This is a genomic window from Castellaniella sp. MT123 (assembly GCF_039614765.1).
GTDB lineage: Bacteria > Pseudomonadota > Gammaproteobacteria > Burkholderiales > Burkholderiaceae_B > Castellaniella.
In genome coordinates this window covers 1,542,112-1,557,465 of sequence record NZ_CP154879.1, presented here as the reverse complement: position 1 = coordinate 1,557,465, position 15,354 = coordinate 1,542,112, and the positions used below count along the sequence as shown (strand labels likewise).

Genomic DNA, 15,354 nt, shown 5'->3' with positions numbered 1-15,354 from the left:
AGCGTGTCAGTCAGGTCTGGAAGAAGCCTGATGACGGGTCTGGGCGGGTGCCAGCATGTTTTCAATCAGGCGGATCATCACTTCTTTGGCTTTCGGGTCTGATTCCGCCACCAGCAAGGCCAGTGCGGCCAGGCCGACATCGTTGATCACGGGTTCGTTGTGGCGCAGCAGGCGGCCATTGCGGGCCAGGAAATCGACGAACAGATAGGAGCCGATGCGCTTGTTGCCGTCCAAAAATGGATGGTTCTTGATGACGAAGTACAGCAGATGGGCGGCCTTGGCTTCAACGGTCGGGTACGCGGGCTCCCCAAATACGGTTTGGTCCAGGTTGCCCAGGATCGCGATGAAGTGGTCGTCGCGTTCATTGCCGAACAGATGGGTGGCCTCCTGGCGGGCCATCAGGTCGGCTTTCAGCCGTGCGATGCCTGTGTGAGCCTCTTCAGGAGAGGGCAGCACACCGCCCGGGCTGCCGGTAGGTTCGGCCAAGAGGCCTTCGTCATAGCGTTGCAGCCACAGAAAAGTGTGCGTGTAGCGGGCAATAACATCGACCAGGCCACGCCCTTGGTCGGTCGTCAGGGCTGCGCCTGCGGCGGCCTTTTTCACCAGCGTCAGGGCAGCTTCCAGTTCAGCGGCGTTTTGTTCAAATCGCTGCTGGCTCAGGGTATAGCCCTGGGTCAGGTGCTGGCGCAGAACCTGTGTGGCCCATTGGCGAAAGCGAGTGGCACGGGTGGAGTTGACGCGGTAGCCGACGGAAATGATGGCGTCCAGGTTGTAGTGCTTCAGCGTTCGTCGCACCTGGCGGCGACCCTCCTGGCGAACTGCTAAGAAATCCTTAGCAGTTGCGGATTCATCCAACTCTTTGGCTGCATATACATTTTTCAAGTGCATCAGCACATTTTCGGGGGTGGTCTCGAAAACCTCCGACATCTGCTTCTGTGTCAGCCAGATATTCTCGCCTTCCAGTCGTACTTCCACCTGCCCGGCTTCGGCTTCAAAGATGATCAGTTGTTGTTCTTCGGTCATGGCGTATTCCCGCCTGTGCGGCAGCAGGGTTCAGGAGAATGACGAGTGATAGGGGTGATGCAGTACGGAGCAGATTCGTTATACCGTATCTCACGGACACCCAGGCATGTCTCGGGAGACTTCCAGCACACAAGTGCCAAGCCCTCCGTTTTTGGTACCTATGTTCGCGCTCGTATTGATGCCAACACCAAAGAACGTGCCCCGGCCGCTGACGGCCGGAGGTTCGATCAGGCCCCGCTTCTATTCGGAAGCGGGGCTTTTCATATTCTGGCAGGCGTCTGCCGCGCATTGTGCGGGGCAGGCCTTTGCCAGCCGCAGGCATCGGCCATTTCCCGCGCCGGTCATTCAATCATGCGGCGACGAAATGCTTCACCCATTTTGCGTACGCCGCCATGTATCCGCGCAGGAAGTCGCGTGTACCGTCGTTGTTGATCCCGCCCTTCTCATCCAGCAGCGTGTCCACCTTGCCGATGTAGGCTTCCGGCTGCAGCATGGTGGGCGTATCCAGATAGGTCAGAGTCTGCCGGAGATGATGGTTGGCACCAAAGGCGCCTGTTGCGCCAATCGATGCGGATACGATGCCGGCGGGCTTTCCGGCCCATACGCTCTGGCCCCAGGGGCGCCCGCCAATGTCCAGCGCGTTTTTGAGCGCGGCTGGCATGGAACGGTCATGTTCGGGCGTCACGAACAGCAGGGCATCAGCCTGTTTGATGCGGGCGCGAAACGGCGTGTATTCCGCCGGGCTGGCGGCGTCGTAATCCTGGTTGTAGAGAGGAAGCTGACCGATTTCCACGATCGTGAGCACCAGCGGTTCAGGCGCCAGCGCGGCGAGGTTCTGGGCGATCTTGCGATTGAATGAGTCCTTGCGCAGGCTCCCGACGATGACAGCGACATCCACATTTTTAGCCATGATGGTTCCATCCTTTCTGTTCTGCCTATGTGCGCATTTCGGAACATCCCTGTGGCCGCTAGCGCGCACTCCGGACTGGCCGCCACATGATCCCCGATACGGATGCACGGGGTTCCTGCTCGTCTGAAGATAGTACGCCCGCGCATGCATTTCTGTGCGAGGTCCTGCGGCGGCGCCATATGAGCAGTGTTCAGATGGACTTCCCTAGGGATCCCTAGGGACTTCCCTAAGTGTCATATATTGTGCCAGCTTGCATAATGCAGCCCATGCAGGTGAGGAGACAGCCCCGCTTGGGCACTGGCGCTACGGAGATGGCGCTTTCATTTGTAGGCGGTACCCATAAAAATGAAAATCCGGCAGGGCCGGCGACACGATCGCCGGCCCTGTTCGTTTTTGGGTATTCCTAATGCCCGCCGGATGCTGAAAACACGTTCAGCACCAGCACACCCGCCAGGATCAGACCGATGCCGATCAGGCCGGCCACATCCAGCGTTTGTCCGAAGACGAAGTAGCCGATGATGGCAATGGCGACGATGCCGGCGCCCGACCAGACGGCGTAGGCGATCCCGACTGGGGCGTCAATCCTGTTGTGGCAAGCGCAGCAGCGCATGGACGGCGCCCGCGCCGCCCGAGGCGTCATCGCATTGGACCCAGGCCTGGACGCAGGCCTGGCGGCTCAGGTGCAGGCGGATGGCGTCCTTCAGGATCGGTTCGCCCCGGTGCGAACCGATGCCCTTGCCATGGATCACACGGACACAGCGGATGCCGTGTTCCAGGCAGGATGCCAGGAACCGGTCCAGGCGTTCGCGGGCCTGGTCCAGCGTGCTGCCGTGCAGATCCAGCGTGGCCTGAGGGATCCATCGACCCCGGCGCAGGCCACGCACCAGATCCGTCCCGCAGCCCGGCTGCAGGAATTCCTGGGCCTGGGGGTCGAAGTCGACGCGGGATCGATGGGGTAGGGATGGGGGCCTCCCTGCGTCCAGGTCGGGGGTTGCGCCCTGGGCATGCAGGCGGCGGGTCCGCAGCAGCAATTCCGGATCGCGCCCGGCGCCTGCCAGGATGCGGGCCCGGGGGCCGTGATCCGGCAGGGGCTGGACGAAGCGCATGGCTTGGCGAAACAGGGCCTGGTCGGCCGGGTCCAGCGGCTCGGGCGTGCGCGTGCGGTTGCTGTCCGCCGCCCGCGCCGGCGCATCGGTATCGGGCAGGGACTCGCGCGCGGGATGCTTTTGTCGCGCGGTGGTCTTCCGGGCCTGTTCCGCGATCTCCTGCGCGGCCGCCCGCAGCTTGCGCAGGTCGGCCAGGGTGGGCTTAGTGTCCTTCATTCTCCAGCCAGCGCTGTGCGTCCAGGGCCGCCATGCAGCCGGTGCCGGCGCTGGTGATGGCCTGGCGGTAGACGTGGTCCTGCACGTCGCCGGCGGCGAACACCCCAGGAACGGACGTCATCGTGGCCAGCCCCTGGCGGCCGTTGCGCGTGATGATGTAGCCGTTTTCCATGTCCAGCTGGCCTTCGAAGATGGCCGTGTTGGGTTTGTGGCCGATGGCGATGAAAGTGCCCGTCACGGCCAGGTCTTCGGTCTGACCGGTCTGCTTGTTGATCAGTCGCGCGCCCGTGACACCCGACGCGTCACCCAGGACTTCCTGCAGTTCGCAGAAGAGCTTCAGACGCATGTTGCCGTTTTCGACCTTGTCCATCAGCTTGTCGATCAGGATGGGTTCGGCGCGGAACTTGTCGCGCCGGTGCACCAGCGTGACCGTCCGGCAGATGTTCGACAGGTACAGGGCTTCCTCGACCGCGGTGTTGCCGCCGCCGACCACCAGCACGTCCTGGTTTTTGTAGAAGAAACCGTCGCAGGTGGCGCAGGCCGATACCCCGCGGCCCATGAAGGATGTCTCGGATTCCAGGCCCAGGTATTGCGCGGAAGCGCCCGTGGCGATGATCAGGGCGTCGCAGGTATAGGTCGCCCCGGTGTCGCCATTCAGCACGAAGGGCCGTTTGCCCAGATCGACGCTGGCGATGTGGTCGAACAGCATTTCGGTGTTGAAGCGCTGGGCGTGTTCCATGAAACGCTGCATCAGATCCGGGCCCTGGACACCGGCCACGTCGGCGGGCCAGTTGTCGACCTCGGTCGTGGTCATCAGTTGGCCGCCCTGTTCCAGGCCGGTGACGAGCACCGGGGACAGATTGGCGCGCGCGGCATAGACCGCAGCGGTATAACCGGCCGGGCCGGAGCCCAGAATCATCACTTTCGCGTGCTTTGCAGTGGACATCACAGAAAATCCGTTCATCATCGACCCGGCAATTATAATGTCGTGATGGCTAGAATTCCGGTGACCTCTTCCCGTTCCACGCGCAACGTGCGCAATGGCCCTTCGCCCCTGCAGACACGCCTGACCGGTCTGCTGCGCGAGGCCCGCTGGATCCTGCTGGCGGCCCTGGCCGGCTGGCTGATCCTCGTGCTGGCCACGTGGCACAAATCGGATCCGGGCTGGTCGCATTCCCTATACAGCGGTACGACCCGAAATTGGGGCGGCACCTTTGGCGCCTATGTGGCGGATCTGATGCTGTACCTGTTTGGCGCATCGGCCTGGCTGTGGGTGCTTTGGCTGCTGCGCTATGTCGCGGTCGGGTTCTATCGGCTGACGCGCATCGTTCTTCCCTCGAAAGTTCCCGAACTGCTGCCGCGCGTGCGCTGGGAAGTCGGTATCGGCTTTACTCTGCTGTTCCTGGGCTGCATGGGTACCGAGGCCTTGCGGTTGCAGGACTGGGGTGCGGCGCTGCCTGCCGGCGCCGGCGGCCAGCTGGGGCATCTGCTGGCCAAAATCCTGGCCGAGCTCGCCGGCAATGCCGGTGGTACCTTGCTGCTGCTGGCTTTCATTGTGATGGGCTCCAGCCTGTTCTTCGGTTTTTCCTGGCTGAACGTGTCGGAACGTGTCGGCCTGTACCTGGAACTGGGCCTGCGCCGCCTGATGGACCTGAAGAACGCCTGGCAGGACCGTCGGGTGGGCGCAACGGCTCAGGCCGAACGCCAGGAAATGGTCGAAACCCGGCAGACGCAGCTGGTGCACGAACAGCCGGTGCGCATCGAACCCACGGTCACCACGGTGCCGAAATCGCCGCGCGTGCAGCAGGAAAAGCAGCAAGCGCTATTCACGGTGAAGGAAGATCCATCGCTGGCGGGCAGCCTGCCGGCCCTGTCGCTGCTCGATCCGGTCGAACCATCCCAGGAAACCGTATCGCCGGAAACGATCGAATTCACGTCGCGCCTGATCGAAAAGAAATTGTCGGATTTCGGGGTCAGCGTCATCGTGGTGTCGGCTCAGTCCGGCCCGGTCATCACGCGCTACGAGATCGAACCCGCCACAGGCGTAAAGGGCAGCCAGATCGTCAATCTGGCAAAAGACCTGGCCCGGGCACTCAGCCTGGTGCGCATCCGGGTGGTGGAAACTATCCCGGGCAAGAACCTGATGGGGCTTGAACTCCCAAACCCTCGTCGCCAGATAGTGCGCCTGTCGGAAATCCTGGGTTCCCAGGTTTATCACAGCAGCGCGTCGCTGCTGACCATGGCGCTGGGCAAGGACATCGCCGGTAATCCTGTGGTGGTCGATCTGGCGAAAATGCCTCATTTGCTGGTGGCGGGCACCACCGGTTCCGGCAAATCCGTCGGAATCAACGCCATGATCCTGTCGCTGCTCTATAAGGCGGACGCGAGTCAGGTGCGCTTGATCCTGATCGACCCGAAGATGCTGGAAATGTCCGTCTACGAGGGCATCCCCCATCTGCTGGCACCGGTGGTGACCGACATGCGGCACGCGGCCAATGCGCTGAACTGGTGCGTGGCTGAAATGGAACGGCGCTACAAGCTCATGAGCAAGCTCGGGGTGCGCAACCTGTCTGGCTACAACGCCAAAATCCGTGAGGCGCAAAAGCAGGAACAGCCCATTCCCAATCCGTTCTCGCTGACGCCCGATGCGCCTGAACCGCTGGGCACGCTGCCCATGATCGTGGTGGTGATCGACGAATTGGCCGATCTGATGATGGTGGTGGGCAAGAAGGTCGAAGAACTCATCGCCCGTCTGGCGCAAAAAGCGCGGGCGGCCGGGGTTCACCTGATCCTGGCTACCCAGCGTCCCAGCGTGGATGTGATCACCGGCCTGATCAAGGCCAACATCCCCACGCGCATCGCCTTTCAGGTGTCGTCCAAGATCGATTCGCGCACCATCCTGGATCAGATGGGGGCCGAAGCACTGCTGGGTCAGGGTGACATGCTGTATCAACCGCCGGGCACCAGCGTGCCGACCCGTGTGCACGGGGCTTTCGTGCATGATGACGAGGTCCACCGCGTCGTCGAGACCCTGAAGGAGTCCGGCGAGCCGGACTATGTCGAGGGTTTGCTGGAAGGCGCGGCGGAAGGTGAAACCGGCGATGGTGTCAGTTCCGTGACCGGTTTCGTCGACCAGGAAAACGATCCCCTGTACGATCAGGCGGTCGAGGTCGTGATGCGCAGCCGGCGGGCGTCGATTTCCTTCGTGCAGCGCAATCTGCGCATTGGCTACAACCGTTCGGCCCGGATTCTGGAGCAGATGGAACGTTCCGGGCTGGTGAGCCCGCAGCAGCCCAACGGCAACCGGGACATTCTGGTGCCGGCCCAGGCGGGCGGCGAAGACGAGTAGCGCGTCGAAGATCGAAGCATTCAATCGGAAAGAACGTCAGATGAAATCGCTTTTCCTGAATCGTCATATGGGTTCCGAAGCCGGGCGCCGGCTGCCGGGTCCGGCCCTGTCAGGCCGTTGCCGAGCGCTGTGCGCGGGGGCCTTGCTGGCCGGGCTGCTGGGCCTGCCAGGGGTGGCTGCGGCAGTCGACAGTGCCCAGATCCAGTTGCAGTCCTTCGTGGAAAAGGTCAAGTCCGCCACCGGACAGTTCCGCCAGGAACAGGCGGCAACGGACGGCACCAAACGTGTCCAGAACGGCACCTTTGCCTTTCAGCGCCCGGGAAAGTTCCGCTGGCAGGTGCTCAAGCCCTATGCCCAACTGATCGTGTCCGACGGGCAGCACGTCTATCAATATGATCCAGACCTGGAACAAGTCACCGAGCGCAAGGCAGGCCAGGCGATCGGCGCATCGCCCGCGGCCCTGCTGTTCGGCTCCGGTTCGCTGGACGAGGCCTTCAATCTGCAACTGCAACCCGATCGGGACGGCCTGCAGTGGCTGCGCGCCGTCCCGAAAACACCGGATGCCGGGTTCGTGCATGCCGACATCGGCTTTACGGACGGCCTGCCGCGTCGCCTGGAACTGCTGGATGCCTTTGGCCAGACGTCGCGCATCCAGTTTTCGGATCTGAAGGCCAACCCCGCGATCCCCGCCGGCCAGTTCCAGTTCACCGTGCCCAAGGGCGCCGATCTGGTGAAGATGAACTGATGGCGACACAGGGTGACCTGCTGGGGGATGCGCCGGACCCAGGTGCCGCCGGATTTTCCGGAAGTGCCCCAGGCGGCGTTCCCGGCCGGGGGCCGGCCGCGTCATCCCCGCCGGGGCCAGCCGTCAATGCCCCGCTGGCCGAGGCATTACGTCCGAAGTCCCTGGACGAGGTCATCGGCCAGTCCCACCTGCTGGGCGAGGGCAAGCCGCTGCGGCTGGCCTTCCAGTCCGGCAAGCCGCATTCCATGATTTTCTGGGGGCCGCCGGGCGTGGGCAAGACCACCCTGGCGCGGCTGACCGCCAGCGCCTTCGATTGCGCCTTCATCGCCTTGTCCGCCGTGTTCTCGGGCGTCAAGGACATTCGCGCCGCCATGGCCCAGGCCGAACAGAATCGGGCCGGAGGCCAGCCCACCATCCTGTTCGTGGATGAAATCCACCGCTTCAACAAATCCCAGCAGGATGCGCTGTTGCCATTTGTCGAAAGCGGCTTGGTGACGTTTATCGGCGCGACGACGGAAAACCCGTCCTTCGAGGTCAATTCGGCCCTGCTGTCGCGCGCCCAGGTCTATGTCCTGAAGTCCCTGACAGAAGACGAATTGCGGCTGCTCGCGCAACGGGCGCGCACGCAGGCCATGGGGGACCTGGCATTCGACGATTTGGCCGTCGATACGCTGGTCGGTTATGCCGACGGCGACGCCCGGCGCCTGCTGAATCTGCTGGAACAGTGCCAGACCGCGGCCGGCGCCAGCGGCATCACGCGGATCGATGCCGGTTTCATTCAGAACGCGCTGACCCTGAATGCTCGTCGTTTCGACAAGGGCGGCGACAACTTCTACGATCAGATTTCCGCTCTGCACAAATCCGTGCGCGGATCCCACCCCGATGCCGCCCTGTACTGGCTGACCCGGATGCTGGATGGCGGCGCGGATCCGCGCTACCTGGCGCGGCGCATTGTTCGCATGGCCTGGGAAGACATCGGCCTGGCCGACCCCCGCGCCCTGCAGATCGCCAACGATGCGGCGGCCACCTATGAACGTCTGGGTTCGCCGGAAGGCGAACTGGCGCTGGGGCAGGCCGTCATCTACCTGGCTATCGCAGCCAAGAGCAACGCCGGCTATATGGCCTACAACCAGGCCCGCGCCTTCGTCAAGCAGGACAAGAGCCGCGAGGTACCCGTGCATCTGCGCAATGCCCCGACCAAGCTGATGAAGGAACTGGGTTATGGGCATGAGTACCGGTATGCCCACGACGAGCCCAATGCCTATGCGGCGGGCGAAACCTACCTGCCCGATGGCATGGTTGAACCAGGCTGGTATCAGCCAGCGCCCCGCGGGCTGGAAATCAAGATCGGCGAGAAGCTGTCACAGCTGCGAAAGTGGGATGAGGAAGCGGGAGGGGGCTGAAACCATGAAAACCATTGGCCTGATCGGCGGCATGAGCTGGGAATCCACCGTGCCGTATTACCGCCAGATCAACGAAGCCGTGAAGGCCCGGCTGGGCGGCCTCCATTCTGCCAGGATAGTCCTCTATAGTGTTGATTTTGCTGAAATCGAGCAGTTGCAGCACCGGGGCGACTGGGATGCCGCCGGCGTCGTCCTGGCGAATGCGGCCAGTGCCCTGGAACGTGCCGGTGCGGATTTCCTGGTGCTGTGCACCAACACCATGCACAAGGTCGCGCCCGCCATCGAGACGGCCGTTCGGATCCCGCTGCTGCATATCGCCGACCCGACGGCAGCCGTGATCCGCCAGGCTGGCTTGAGCCGTATTGGGCTGCTGGGTACCGCTTTCACCATGGAACAGGCGTTCTACCGTGACCGTCTGCAGGATGCCCACGGCATCGAGGTGCTGGTGCCGACTCCGGAGGATCGGGCGCTCGTCCACCGCGTGATCTACGAAGAACTGTGCCTAGGCCGCATCGAAGATGCCTCGCGTCAAGCCTATCGCGTGGTGATGCAGCGCCTGGCCGACCGCGGCGCCCAAGGCATCATCCTGGGCTGTACCGAAATTTCCCTGCTGGTCGGGCAGAAAGATGCCGGCGTCCCGCTGTTCGATACCACGGCAATTCATGCACGGGCGGCGGCGGAGACTGCGCTGGGTTGCTGATGCGGCTGGCTCGATGAGACCGACCCGCATGTCGTCCTCGACGAAGTTTCGGCCCGGGTCGCACCGATCTCGTTGGATCAGGGATACAGATTCACCCGGGCATCCACCAGCCGGGCATCCGGCGTCAGCGGGCTCAGATCCAGGGTGAAAAACGGCACGTAGTCCAGCGTGATGTGCAGTGTGTCGCCGGTGTCCAGAATGCGCCGTCCACCCAGATGCGCCGGCAGATCGGCCTGATACCGGCCCTGCACGCAATGCAGGATGGTGTCGCCGGGACGCAGGGGCAATTTCTGGTGGCCGCTGCGCATGTCCACACAGCCATGGGCCTGTTTGCGGCGCAGCATCAGGTTGAAATCCCGCACGGGGCCGGCCGGCAGTTCGGCGGTGTAGGGCGTTTCGCCTGCGAAATACAGCCGTGTGCCGGCTTCCAGCAGCGTTTCCCGGCCGGTATCCGTGCGGATCAGGCGCATGGGCCCGCCTTCGGTCAGAACCAGGATGCGGTCGATGTCCTCCCAGTACGAAAAGGGGCCAGCCGACGCCACGTCGGCGGCACTGATGCGCCAGATGAAATCGTCGGCGCTGGCATCAGCCGGGTGGATGACGATCTGGCGGGTGACGCCGCCCCCGTTCTTCCACGGGGTGGGTTGCAGTTCTTGGGCGGCGATGAAGCGGATGATGTCCTGCATGAGTCAGTGTGTTCGTTGAAATCGGGGTTCGATCATTTAATTTAATACAATATCCGGGCTTCGGATGCCGTCATTCGTGGCGCCGGTTTTGGTCCGTCCGCTGTTCGGGCCCAGTCACGGCCTTTTCGGGATCTTTTTCCCGTGGGTCTTCATCATTCGCCCATCACCATGCTAGACACCAATCTGCTGCGCAAGGACCTGGACCGCGTCGTGCGGGCACTGGGCCGCCGTGGCCTGACTTTCGATACGGATCGCTACCATGCCCTGGAAGCCCGCCGCAAGGCTGTCCAGGTGCAGACCGAGGAACTGCAGGCACGCCGCAATGCGCTGGCCAAGCAGATCGGTCAGATGAAGTTCCGGGGTGAAGATGCCTCTGCCGTGCTGGCGGAATCCCAGGCGATTCCTGATCGCCTGAAAGCCCTGGAGCAGGACCTGGCGGCGGTGCAGCAGGAACTATCACAGTGGCTGATGACCATCCCCAACCTGCCGGACGACAGTGTGCCCGATGGCGCGTCCGAGGTGGACAACGTCGAAGTGCGCCGCTGGCTGCCCGGCACGGCGGGACCGGATGGCAACCCGGCCGGCCTGGGTTTCGAGCCGCGTGACCATGTGACGCTGGCCGAGCCCCTGGGTCTGGATTTCGAGGCTGCCCGTTCCTTGGTAGGGGCGCGCTTCATGATGCTGCGCGGCCCCGTTGCCCGCCTGCATCGCGCGCTGGCGCAATTCATGCTGGATCTGCAGACCGGTGAACACGGCTATCAGGAATGCTATACGCCCTACATCGTCAACAGCTCGACGCTGTATGGCACGGGCCAGTTGCCGAAGTTCAAGGACGACATGTTCTGGGTCACCAAGGGCGGGCAGGGCAGCACGCCGGATGACGAAGGCCAGGCCGAAGATCTGTACCTGATTTCCACGGCGGAAATCCCGCTGACGGGTTCGGTGCGCGACCGCATCCTGGATGCGCAGGATCTGCCGGTCAAGCTGACAGCTCACACGCCGTGCTTCCGTTCCGAGGCGGGCAGTGGCGGTCGCGATCTGCGCGGCCTGATTCGCCAGCACCAGTTCGACAAGGTCGAAATGGTGCAGATCGTACATCCGGACCAGTCCTGGCAGGCGCTCGACGAGATGGTCGGCCACGCCGAACACGTGCTGCAGGCCCTGGGTCTGCCGTATCGCGTAGTGCTGCTGTGCGCCGGGGACATGGGGTTTGGCTCGGCCAAGACTTACGACCTGGAAGTCTGGCTGCCTGCCCAGAACACGTGGCGCGAGATCTCGTCCGTGTCGAACTGCCTGGATTTTCAGGCGCGCCGCCTGCAGGGCCGTTTCCGTCCGGAAGGCCCCAAGGCCAAACCCGAATACCTGCATACCCTGAACGGTTCGGGGCTGGCGGTGGGGCGCGCCATGGTCGCTGTGCTGGAAAACTATCAGCAGGCCGACGGCAGCATCGTGATTCCGGCGGTACTGCGGCCCTACATGGGCGGGCTGGAAATCATTCAGTCAAAGTAGGCGTCTTGCCCATGTCCGCAGGGTGATCGTGCAGGGCCGATGCGGCGGGCCAGTCCCGCCGCGTCGCGCGTGTCATGTCAGCCAGTGTGGTTCCGGTGTTTCGGCCCGCGATAGTGGGGCATGCCGGGTACGGCGGGCGGTGCGATAGGGGCGCTGTCGTCCTCGTGACTGGAACCGATGCGGGTCAGCAAATACAGGACGAGGACCCAGAACACCAGGCTGGATCCGGTTGCCAGCAAACCGTGAAAACTGGCGTAGCCTGTGGCCTGTGACGCCTGGATGCCGAAGGCATCGGCGATGATGGGGATGTTGCCCAGGCCTTCGACCAGCAGGCGGCCTGGTAGCGTGAAGAACCACTTCAGGGCCGCGAGGATTTCCCAGCCCGCAATGACGCCATTGCCGTCGGCGTCGAGCATGAAATGCAGCGCTTGGATGTTCATGGTGTCCTCCAACTGTTTGCTACGCCTTGTTTCACTATAAGTGGTTTGTCAGCTTCCAGCAATGCTGGTGCACCAGAGTGCTGTGTTTTTTATGCTAGAATGCACGGCTTGACCGCAGTCGATCCGGAGAGGTGGCAGAGTGGTCGAATGTACCTGACTCGAAATCAGGCGTGCGGTTTCCCCGCACCGTGGGTTCGAATCCCACCCTCTCCGCCAGTCATCGAAAAGCCCGCATGTTTCCCAACATGGCGGGTTTTTTGGTTACAGTGCTTCAAACATTCTGGTTCCGTACCCCCGATGCAGGCTGATCGACTCGCCATCACCATTCAGGAACACCCGCTGCTCGCCCAGTTTTCGCCGCTGGATCGCGCCCGGCTGCTTGCCGCCACCGAGTCCTGTGACTTCGCGGCGGGCGACGAAATCTACAGGGCAGGCGATCAGGCGCGGCATGCCTACTGGATTCTCGAAGGTCAGGTCGAACTCGCGTCGACGCGCGCATCCGCGCCGCTGGGTGCTGGGGACGCCTTTGGCGCCGAGGCATTTGCAGACAGCGCGACCCATGCCCATCATCTGACGAATGCGCGTGCGGTGACCCCGGTTGCCGCCGTCCGGGTGGCGCGCGCGGCCCTGCTCGAACTCGCGTCACACAATCCGCCGCTGAAATCCGGCGCGTTGCTCGGTCTGGCGGCGCGATTAGGCGAGCTTTCGCCTCCCGCCCATCCGCCCGTGCCTGTGGCCGCAGCCCGTCCGTTGCCCTGGAGGCAGCGGATCGGCTGGGGTGCCGCCCTGGTGGTTCCGCCGTTGGTCTGGTGGCTGGCGGATCGTGCGGGGCTGCCGCCCCAGGCGGCGGTCTATCTGGGTCTGTTCACGCTGACGGCGCTGATGTGGCTGTTCGCTCTGGTCGACGAATTCATTCCGCCCATCATGGCGGTGGTGGCCATGTTGTTCATCGATCTGGTGCCGGCCGACGTGGCGTTGCACGGATTCTATTCACGTACGTTTCTCCTGTTGCTGGGGGTCTATGCGCTGGCCGCGGTCATGGTCAGCTCCGGACTGGCCTATCGATTCATGCTGTGGGTGCTGGTCCGTCTGCCCGACTCCGCCTTCTGGCATCGGGCGGCGCTCACGCTGTTCGGTTTTCTGCTGTCGATCGTGATGCCGTCCGCCAATGCGCGTCTGGCACTGCTCCTGCCGTTGTACCGGGAAATGGACGACAGCCTGGGCGCGCGTGCCCAAAGCCGCGAGGCCAGCGCCTTGATGATTGCGGTGTTCACCGGGGCGACCCTGTTTTCGCCCTTGCTGCTGACGGCCAAATCCTCCAATCTGGCCGCGTTCGTCAGCCTGCCGACGCAGGTGCGTGCCGAATACCAGGGCCTGGGGTGGCTGGTGAGTGCAGCGGTCGTCGCCGTGGGGCTGTTGGGTGTCCACGCGCTCGCGATGCGGTTTCTGTTTCGCGCCGAGGTCAGCAGGCCCCTGCCCGTCGCGCGGATCCAGGCTCAGATGACTTTGCTGGGGCCGTTGCGGGCTCCGGAATGGGTTGCGGCGCTGGCATTCCTGGTATTTCTGCTGGGTGCGATCGTTCCGCAGTGGCATCAGTCGCAGACCGCCTGGCTGGCGGGCTTCGTGCTGATTGGCCTGCTGATCCTGGGGCTGTTCAACAAGGGGGCGTTCAAGACACAGATCGACTGGCCGCTGATCTTCTTCCTGCTCTGCCTGGATGGACTGACCGAGGCGATCCATTACCTGGGGCTGGACGTCCTGATGATCCAGGCGATCGGCCATCATCTGGACTGGGTGGGGGGTAGCCTGGGGTGGTTCATCCTGCTGGCGCTCGTGGTGACGGTTGCCTTGCGCCTGGTGCTGCCGCTGACTGCGGGCATGATCCTGGCGGTGACCGTGCTGATGCCGATCGGGCTGGAACAGGGGATCCATCCCTGGCTGGTGGTCTTTCTGGCGTCGTTATTTTCCGACATCTGGTTCATGCCGCATCAGAATTCGGCCCTGCAGCAGGCGCTGGCTGCGGGGCTGCGGTCGCGTTGTGACGAGATGCTGTTTTTCCGCTATGCCTGGTGGCTGAATCCATTGCGGATCGTGCTGGCCTATGCCTCGATTCCGTACTGGAAGTGGCTGGGGCTGTACTGAGGATGCCATGAAAAACCGGCTGGCCGTGGTGTGCGCGGGAATCCTGGTGGTGTTGCTGCTGTCTTTGCTGGTGGTGTTCAACCACCAGAAGCCGCGCCTGCTGATCCTGCACAGTTTTTCCGAGGACGGCGCCTGGGAAAAGGCGTTTGACGCGGGCTTTCGCAAGGAACTGGCCCGCAATCTGGAGCCGAACTCCGTGCGCTGGCACTACATGCTGTTTTCCCAGCATCTCAGTACCCGGCAGTGGATGGCGGCGAGTCGCCGCAGCCGCGAAATGATCGATGGCTGGAACCCGGACGTGGTCGTGACGGTGGGCGAGGAAGCCCAGGAATTCGTCGGCCGGCATTATGCGGGCAGTCCGGCCCCCCGTCTGGTCTATGCCATGGGCGAGGAGCCCGCCGAGTTCGGCTACCCGTCGGCGCGCAATGTCACGGGTGTGCTGGAATCGCTACCGCTGGGCCAGGTTCTCGAGATTACGCGCTTCCTGGGCCGTCCGGTGCGCATCCGGGCGCTGGGTATCAATGATCCAACCGGGCGCGCCGAGGCGCGGCAGGTGCGGGACTTCGATTGGGGACCTGACCGTCTGCTGGGGGTTGACTTGGTCAATGACTATGTCGACTGGCAAACTGCCGTGCAGGCGGCCGGTGAGGACGCCGACGTCCTGCTGGTCCTGAGCACGGGTGGCTTGCCCAAGGCGCCGGGCAGCGCGGAAGATGTCGAGACCGCCGTTCTGGCGGACTGGACCGAGCGGACCTCGAAGCCCCTGGTGATCGGCAGCCGCGAGTCGTTTGTGGCGGGTGGTGGCGCGCTGGCCGTGGTGCCTTCCGCGCGGGGTCTGGGCGAGCAGGCTGCGCACCAGGCCTTGCGGGCCCTGCAGTCCGTCAGGTCCGGCCAGCCGCTGCCCGCGCCCGAGGCCAACCGCGATTATCTGATCGCCCTGCGTCCCGACCTGTTGGCAGCGCGCAGTCTGGCGCTGCCCGATATTTACTTTCAGTCGGCCCGTGCGTCGAACTCGCTGTATCCCCTGCATGGGCACACCATGACTTCGCATCACCCCTGAACCTTGCGGCGCGTCCGGCTCAGGTGGCGGGCGACGTTGACATTTGCCGTCGGGCTGTCCGGATG

General features: G+C 63.5%; 13 protein-coding genes, 1 tRNA gene and 1 pseudogene. 8 read left to right on the top strand and 7 right to left on the bottom strand.

The features are described from left to right. Positions 1–6: 6 nt before the first annotated feature. The 5 genes and pseudogenes from ABCV34_RS07255 to trxB all read right to left on the bottom strand — a co-directional run bounded on the left by ABCV34_RS07255 (position 7) and on the right by trxB (position 4,201). Entirely contained in the window at positions 7–1,023 is a 1,017-nt protein-coding gene (locus ABCV34_RS07255) for a virulence protein RhuM/Fic/DOC family protein (RefSeq protein ID WP_345798534.1), read from the bottom strand. A 349-nt stretch (positions 1,024–1,372) separates the two neighbouring features. After that, complete coding sequence (locus ABCV34_RS07250) at positions 1,373–1,933, bottom strand: NAD(P)H-dependent oxidoreductase (protein WP_345798533.1); 561 nt, start codon at positions 1,931–1,933, stop codon at positions 1,373–1,375. A 403-nt stretch (positions 1,934–2,336) separates the two neighbouring features. Continuing rightward, positions 2,337–2,507 (bottom strand): annotated as a pseudogene (locus tag ABCV34_RS07245) (SMR family transporter); the annotation flags it as partial. Positions 2,508–2,511: 4 nt separating this feature from the next. After that, positions 2,512–3,255 (bottom strand): Smr/MutS family protein, encoded by a 744-nt coding sequence (locus ABCV34_RS07240; RefSeq protein WP_345798532.1) that lies wholly within the window; start codon positions 3,253–3,255, stop codon positions 2,512–2,514. After that, positions 3,242–4,201, bottom strand: a complete 960-nt coding sequence (gene trxB, locus ABCV34_RS07235; protein WP_345798531.1) for a thioredoxin-disulfide reductase — start codon at positions 4,199–4,201, stop codon at positions 3,242–3,244. Before trxB ends, ABCV34_RS07240 begins: the two co-directional genes overlap by 14 nt. A 45-nt stretch (positions 4,202–4,246) precedes the next feature. Between trxB and ABCV34_RS07230 the strand changes: the two genes are divergently transcribed. From ABCV34_RS07230 to ABCV34_RS07215, 4 genes are read left to right on the top strand one after another with little or no spacing between them, the layout of a single operon-like run. Continuing rightward, positions 4,247–6,604, top strand: a complete 2,358-nt coding sequence (locus ABCV34_RS07230) for a DNA translocase FtsK 4TM domain-containing protein (protein ID WP_345798530.1) — start codon at positions 4,247–4,249, stop codon at positions 6,602–6,604. 40 nt (positions 6,605–6,644) lie between these two features. Next, positions 6,645–7,349, top strand: a complete 705-nt coding sequence (gene lolA, locus ABCV34_RS07225; RefSeq protein WP_345798528.1) for an outer membrane lipoprotein chaperone LolA — start codon at positions 6,645–6,647, stop codon at positions 7,347–7,349. Continuing rightward, positions 7,349–8,752 (top strand): replication-associated recombination protein A, encoded by a 1,404-nt coding sequence (locus ABCV34_RS07220; RefSeq protein ID WP_345798527.1) that lies wholly within the window; start codon positions 7,349–7,351, stop codon positions 8,750–8,752. Before lolA ends, ABCV34_RS07220 begins: the two co-directional genes overlap by 1 nt. Before the next feature lie 4 nt (positions 8,753–8,756). Further along, positions 8,757–9,452, top strand: a complete 696-nt coding sequence (locus ABCV34_RS07215; RefSeq protein ID WP_345798526.1) for an aspartate/glutamate racemase family protein — start codon at positions 8,757–8,759, stop codon at positions 9,450–9,452. A gap of 77 nt (positions 9,453–9,529) precedes the next feature. Here ABCV34_RS07215 and ABCV34_RS07210 read toward each other — a convergent pair whose 3' ends face one another. Then, entirely contained in the window at positions 9,530–10,138 is a 609-nt protein-coding gene (locus tag ABCV34_RS07210) for a HutD family protein (RefSeq protein ID WP_345798525.1), read from the bottom strand. A 168-nt stretch (positions 10,139–10,306) separates the two neighbouring features. Here ABCV34_RS07210 and serS point away from each other — a divergent pair, with 168 nt between their 5' ends. Further along, a complete protein-coding gene (gene serS / locus ABCV34_RS07205; protein WP_345798524.1) occupies positions 10,307–11,647 on the top strand; it encodes a serine--tRNA ligase in 1,341 nt (446 codons plus the stop codon). A 77-nt stretch (positions 11,648–11,724) separates the two neighbouring features. Here the strand turns inward: serS and ABCV34_RS07200 are convergent, their stop codons facing one another. Then, positions 11,725–12,087 (bottom strand): hypothetical protein, encoded by a 363-nt coding sequence (locus tag ABCV34_RS07200; RefSeq protein WP_345798523.1) that lies wholly within the window; start codon positions 12,085–12,087, stop codon positions 11,725–11,727. A 125-nt stretch (positions 12,088–12,212) separates the two neighbouring features. On the opposite strand from ABCV34_RS07200, the gene ABCV34_RS07195 reads away from it, so the two are divergent. From ABCV34_RS07195 to ABCV34_RS07185, 3 genes are all read left to right on the top strand, one after another. After that, positions 12,213–12,303 (top strand) — tRNA-Ser (locus tag ABCV34_RS07195). An 81-nt stretch (positions 12,304–12,384) separates the two neighbouring features. After that, positions 12,385–14,229 carry an SLC13 family permease gene (locus ABCV34_RS07190; protein WP_345798522.1) on the top strand — a complete coding sequence of 615 codons (1,845 nt, stop codon included), beginning with the start codon at positions 12,385–12,387 and terminating at the stop codon, positions 14,227–14,229. Positions 14,230–14,236: 7 nt separating this feature from the next. Continuing rightward, positions 14,237–15,289, top strand: coding sequence for a hypothetical protein (locus tag ABCV34_RS07185; protein ID WP_345798521.1), 1,053 nt, complete (start codon positions 14,237–14,239; stop codon positions 15,287–15,289). The last annotated feature ends 65 nt before the right edge of the window (positions 15,290–15,354 follow it).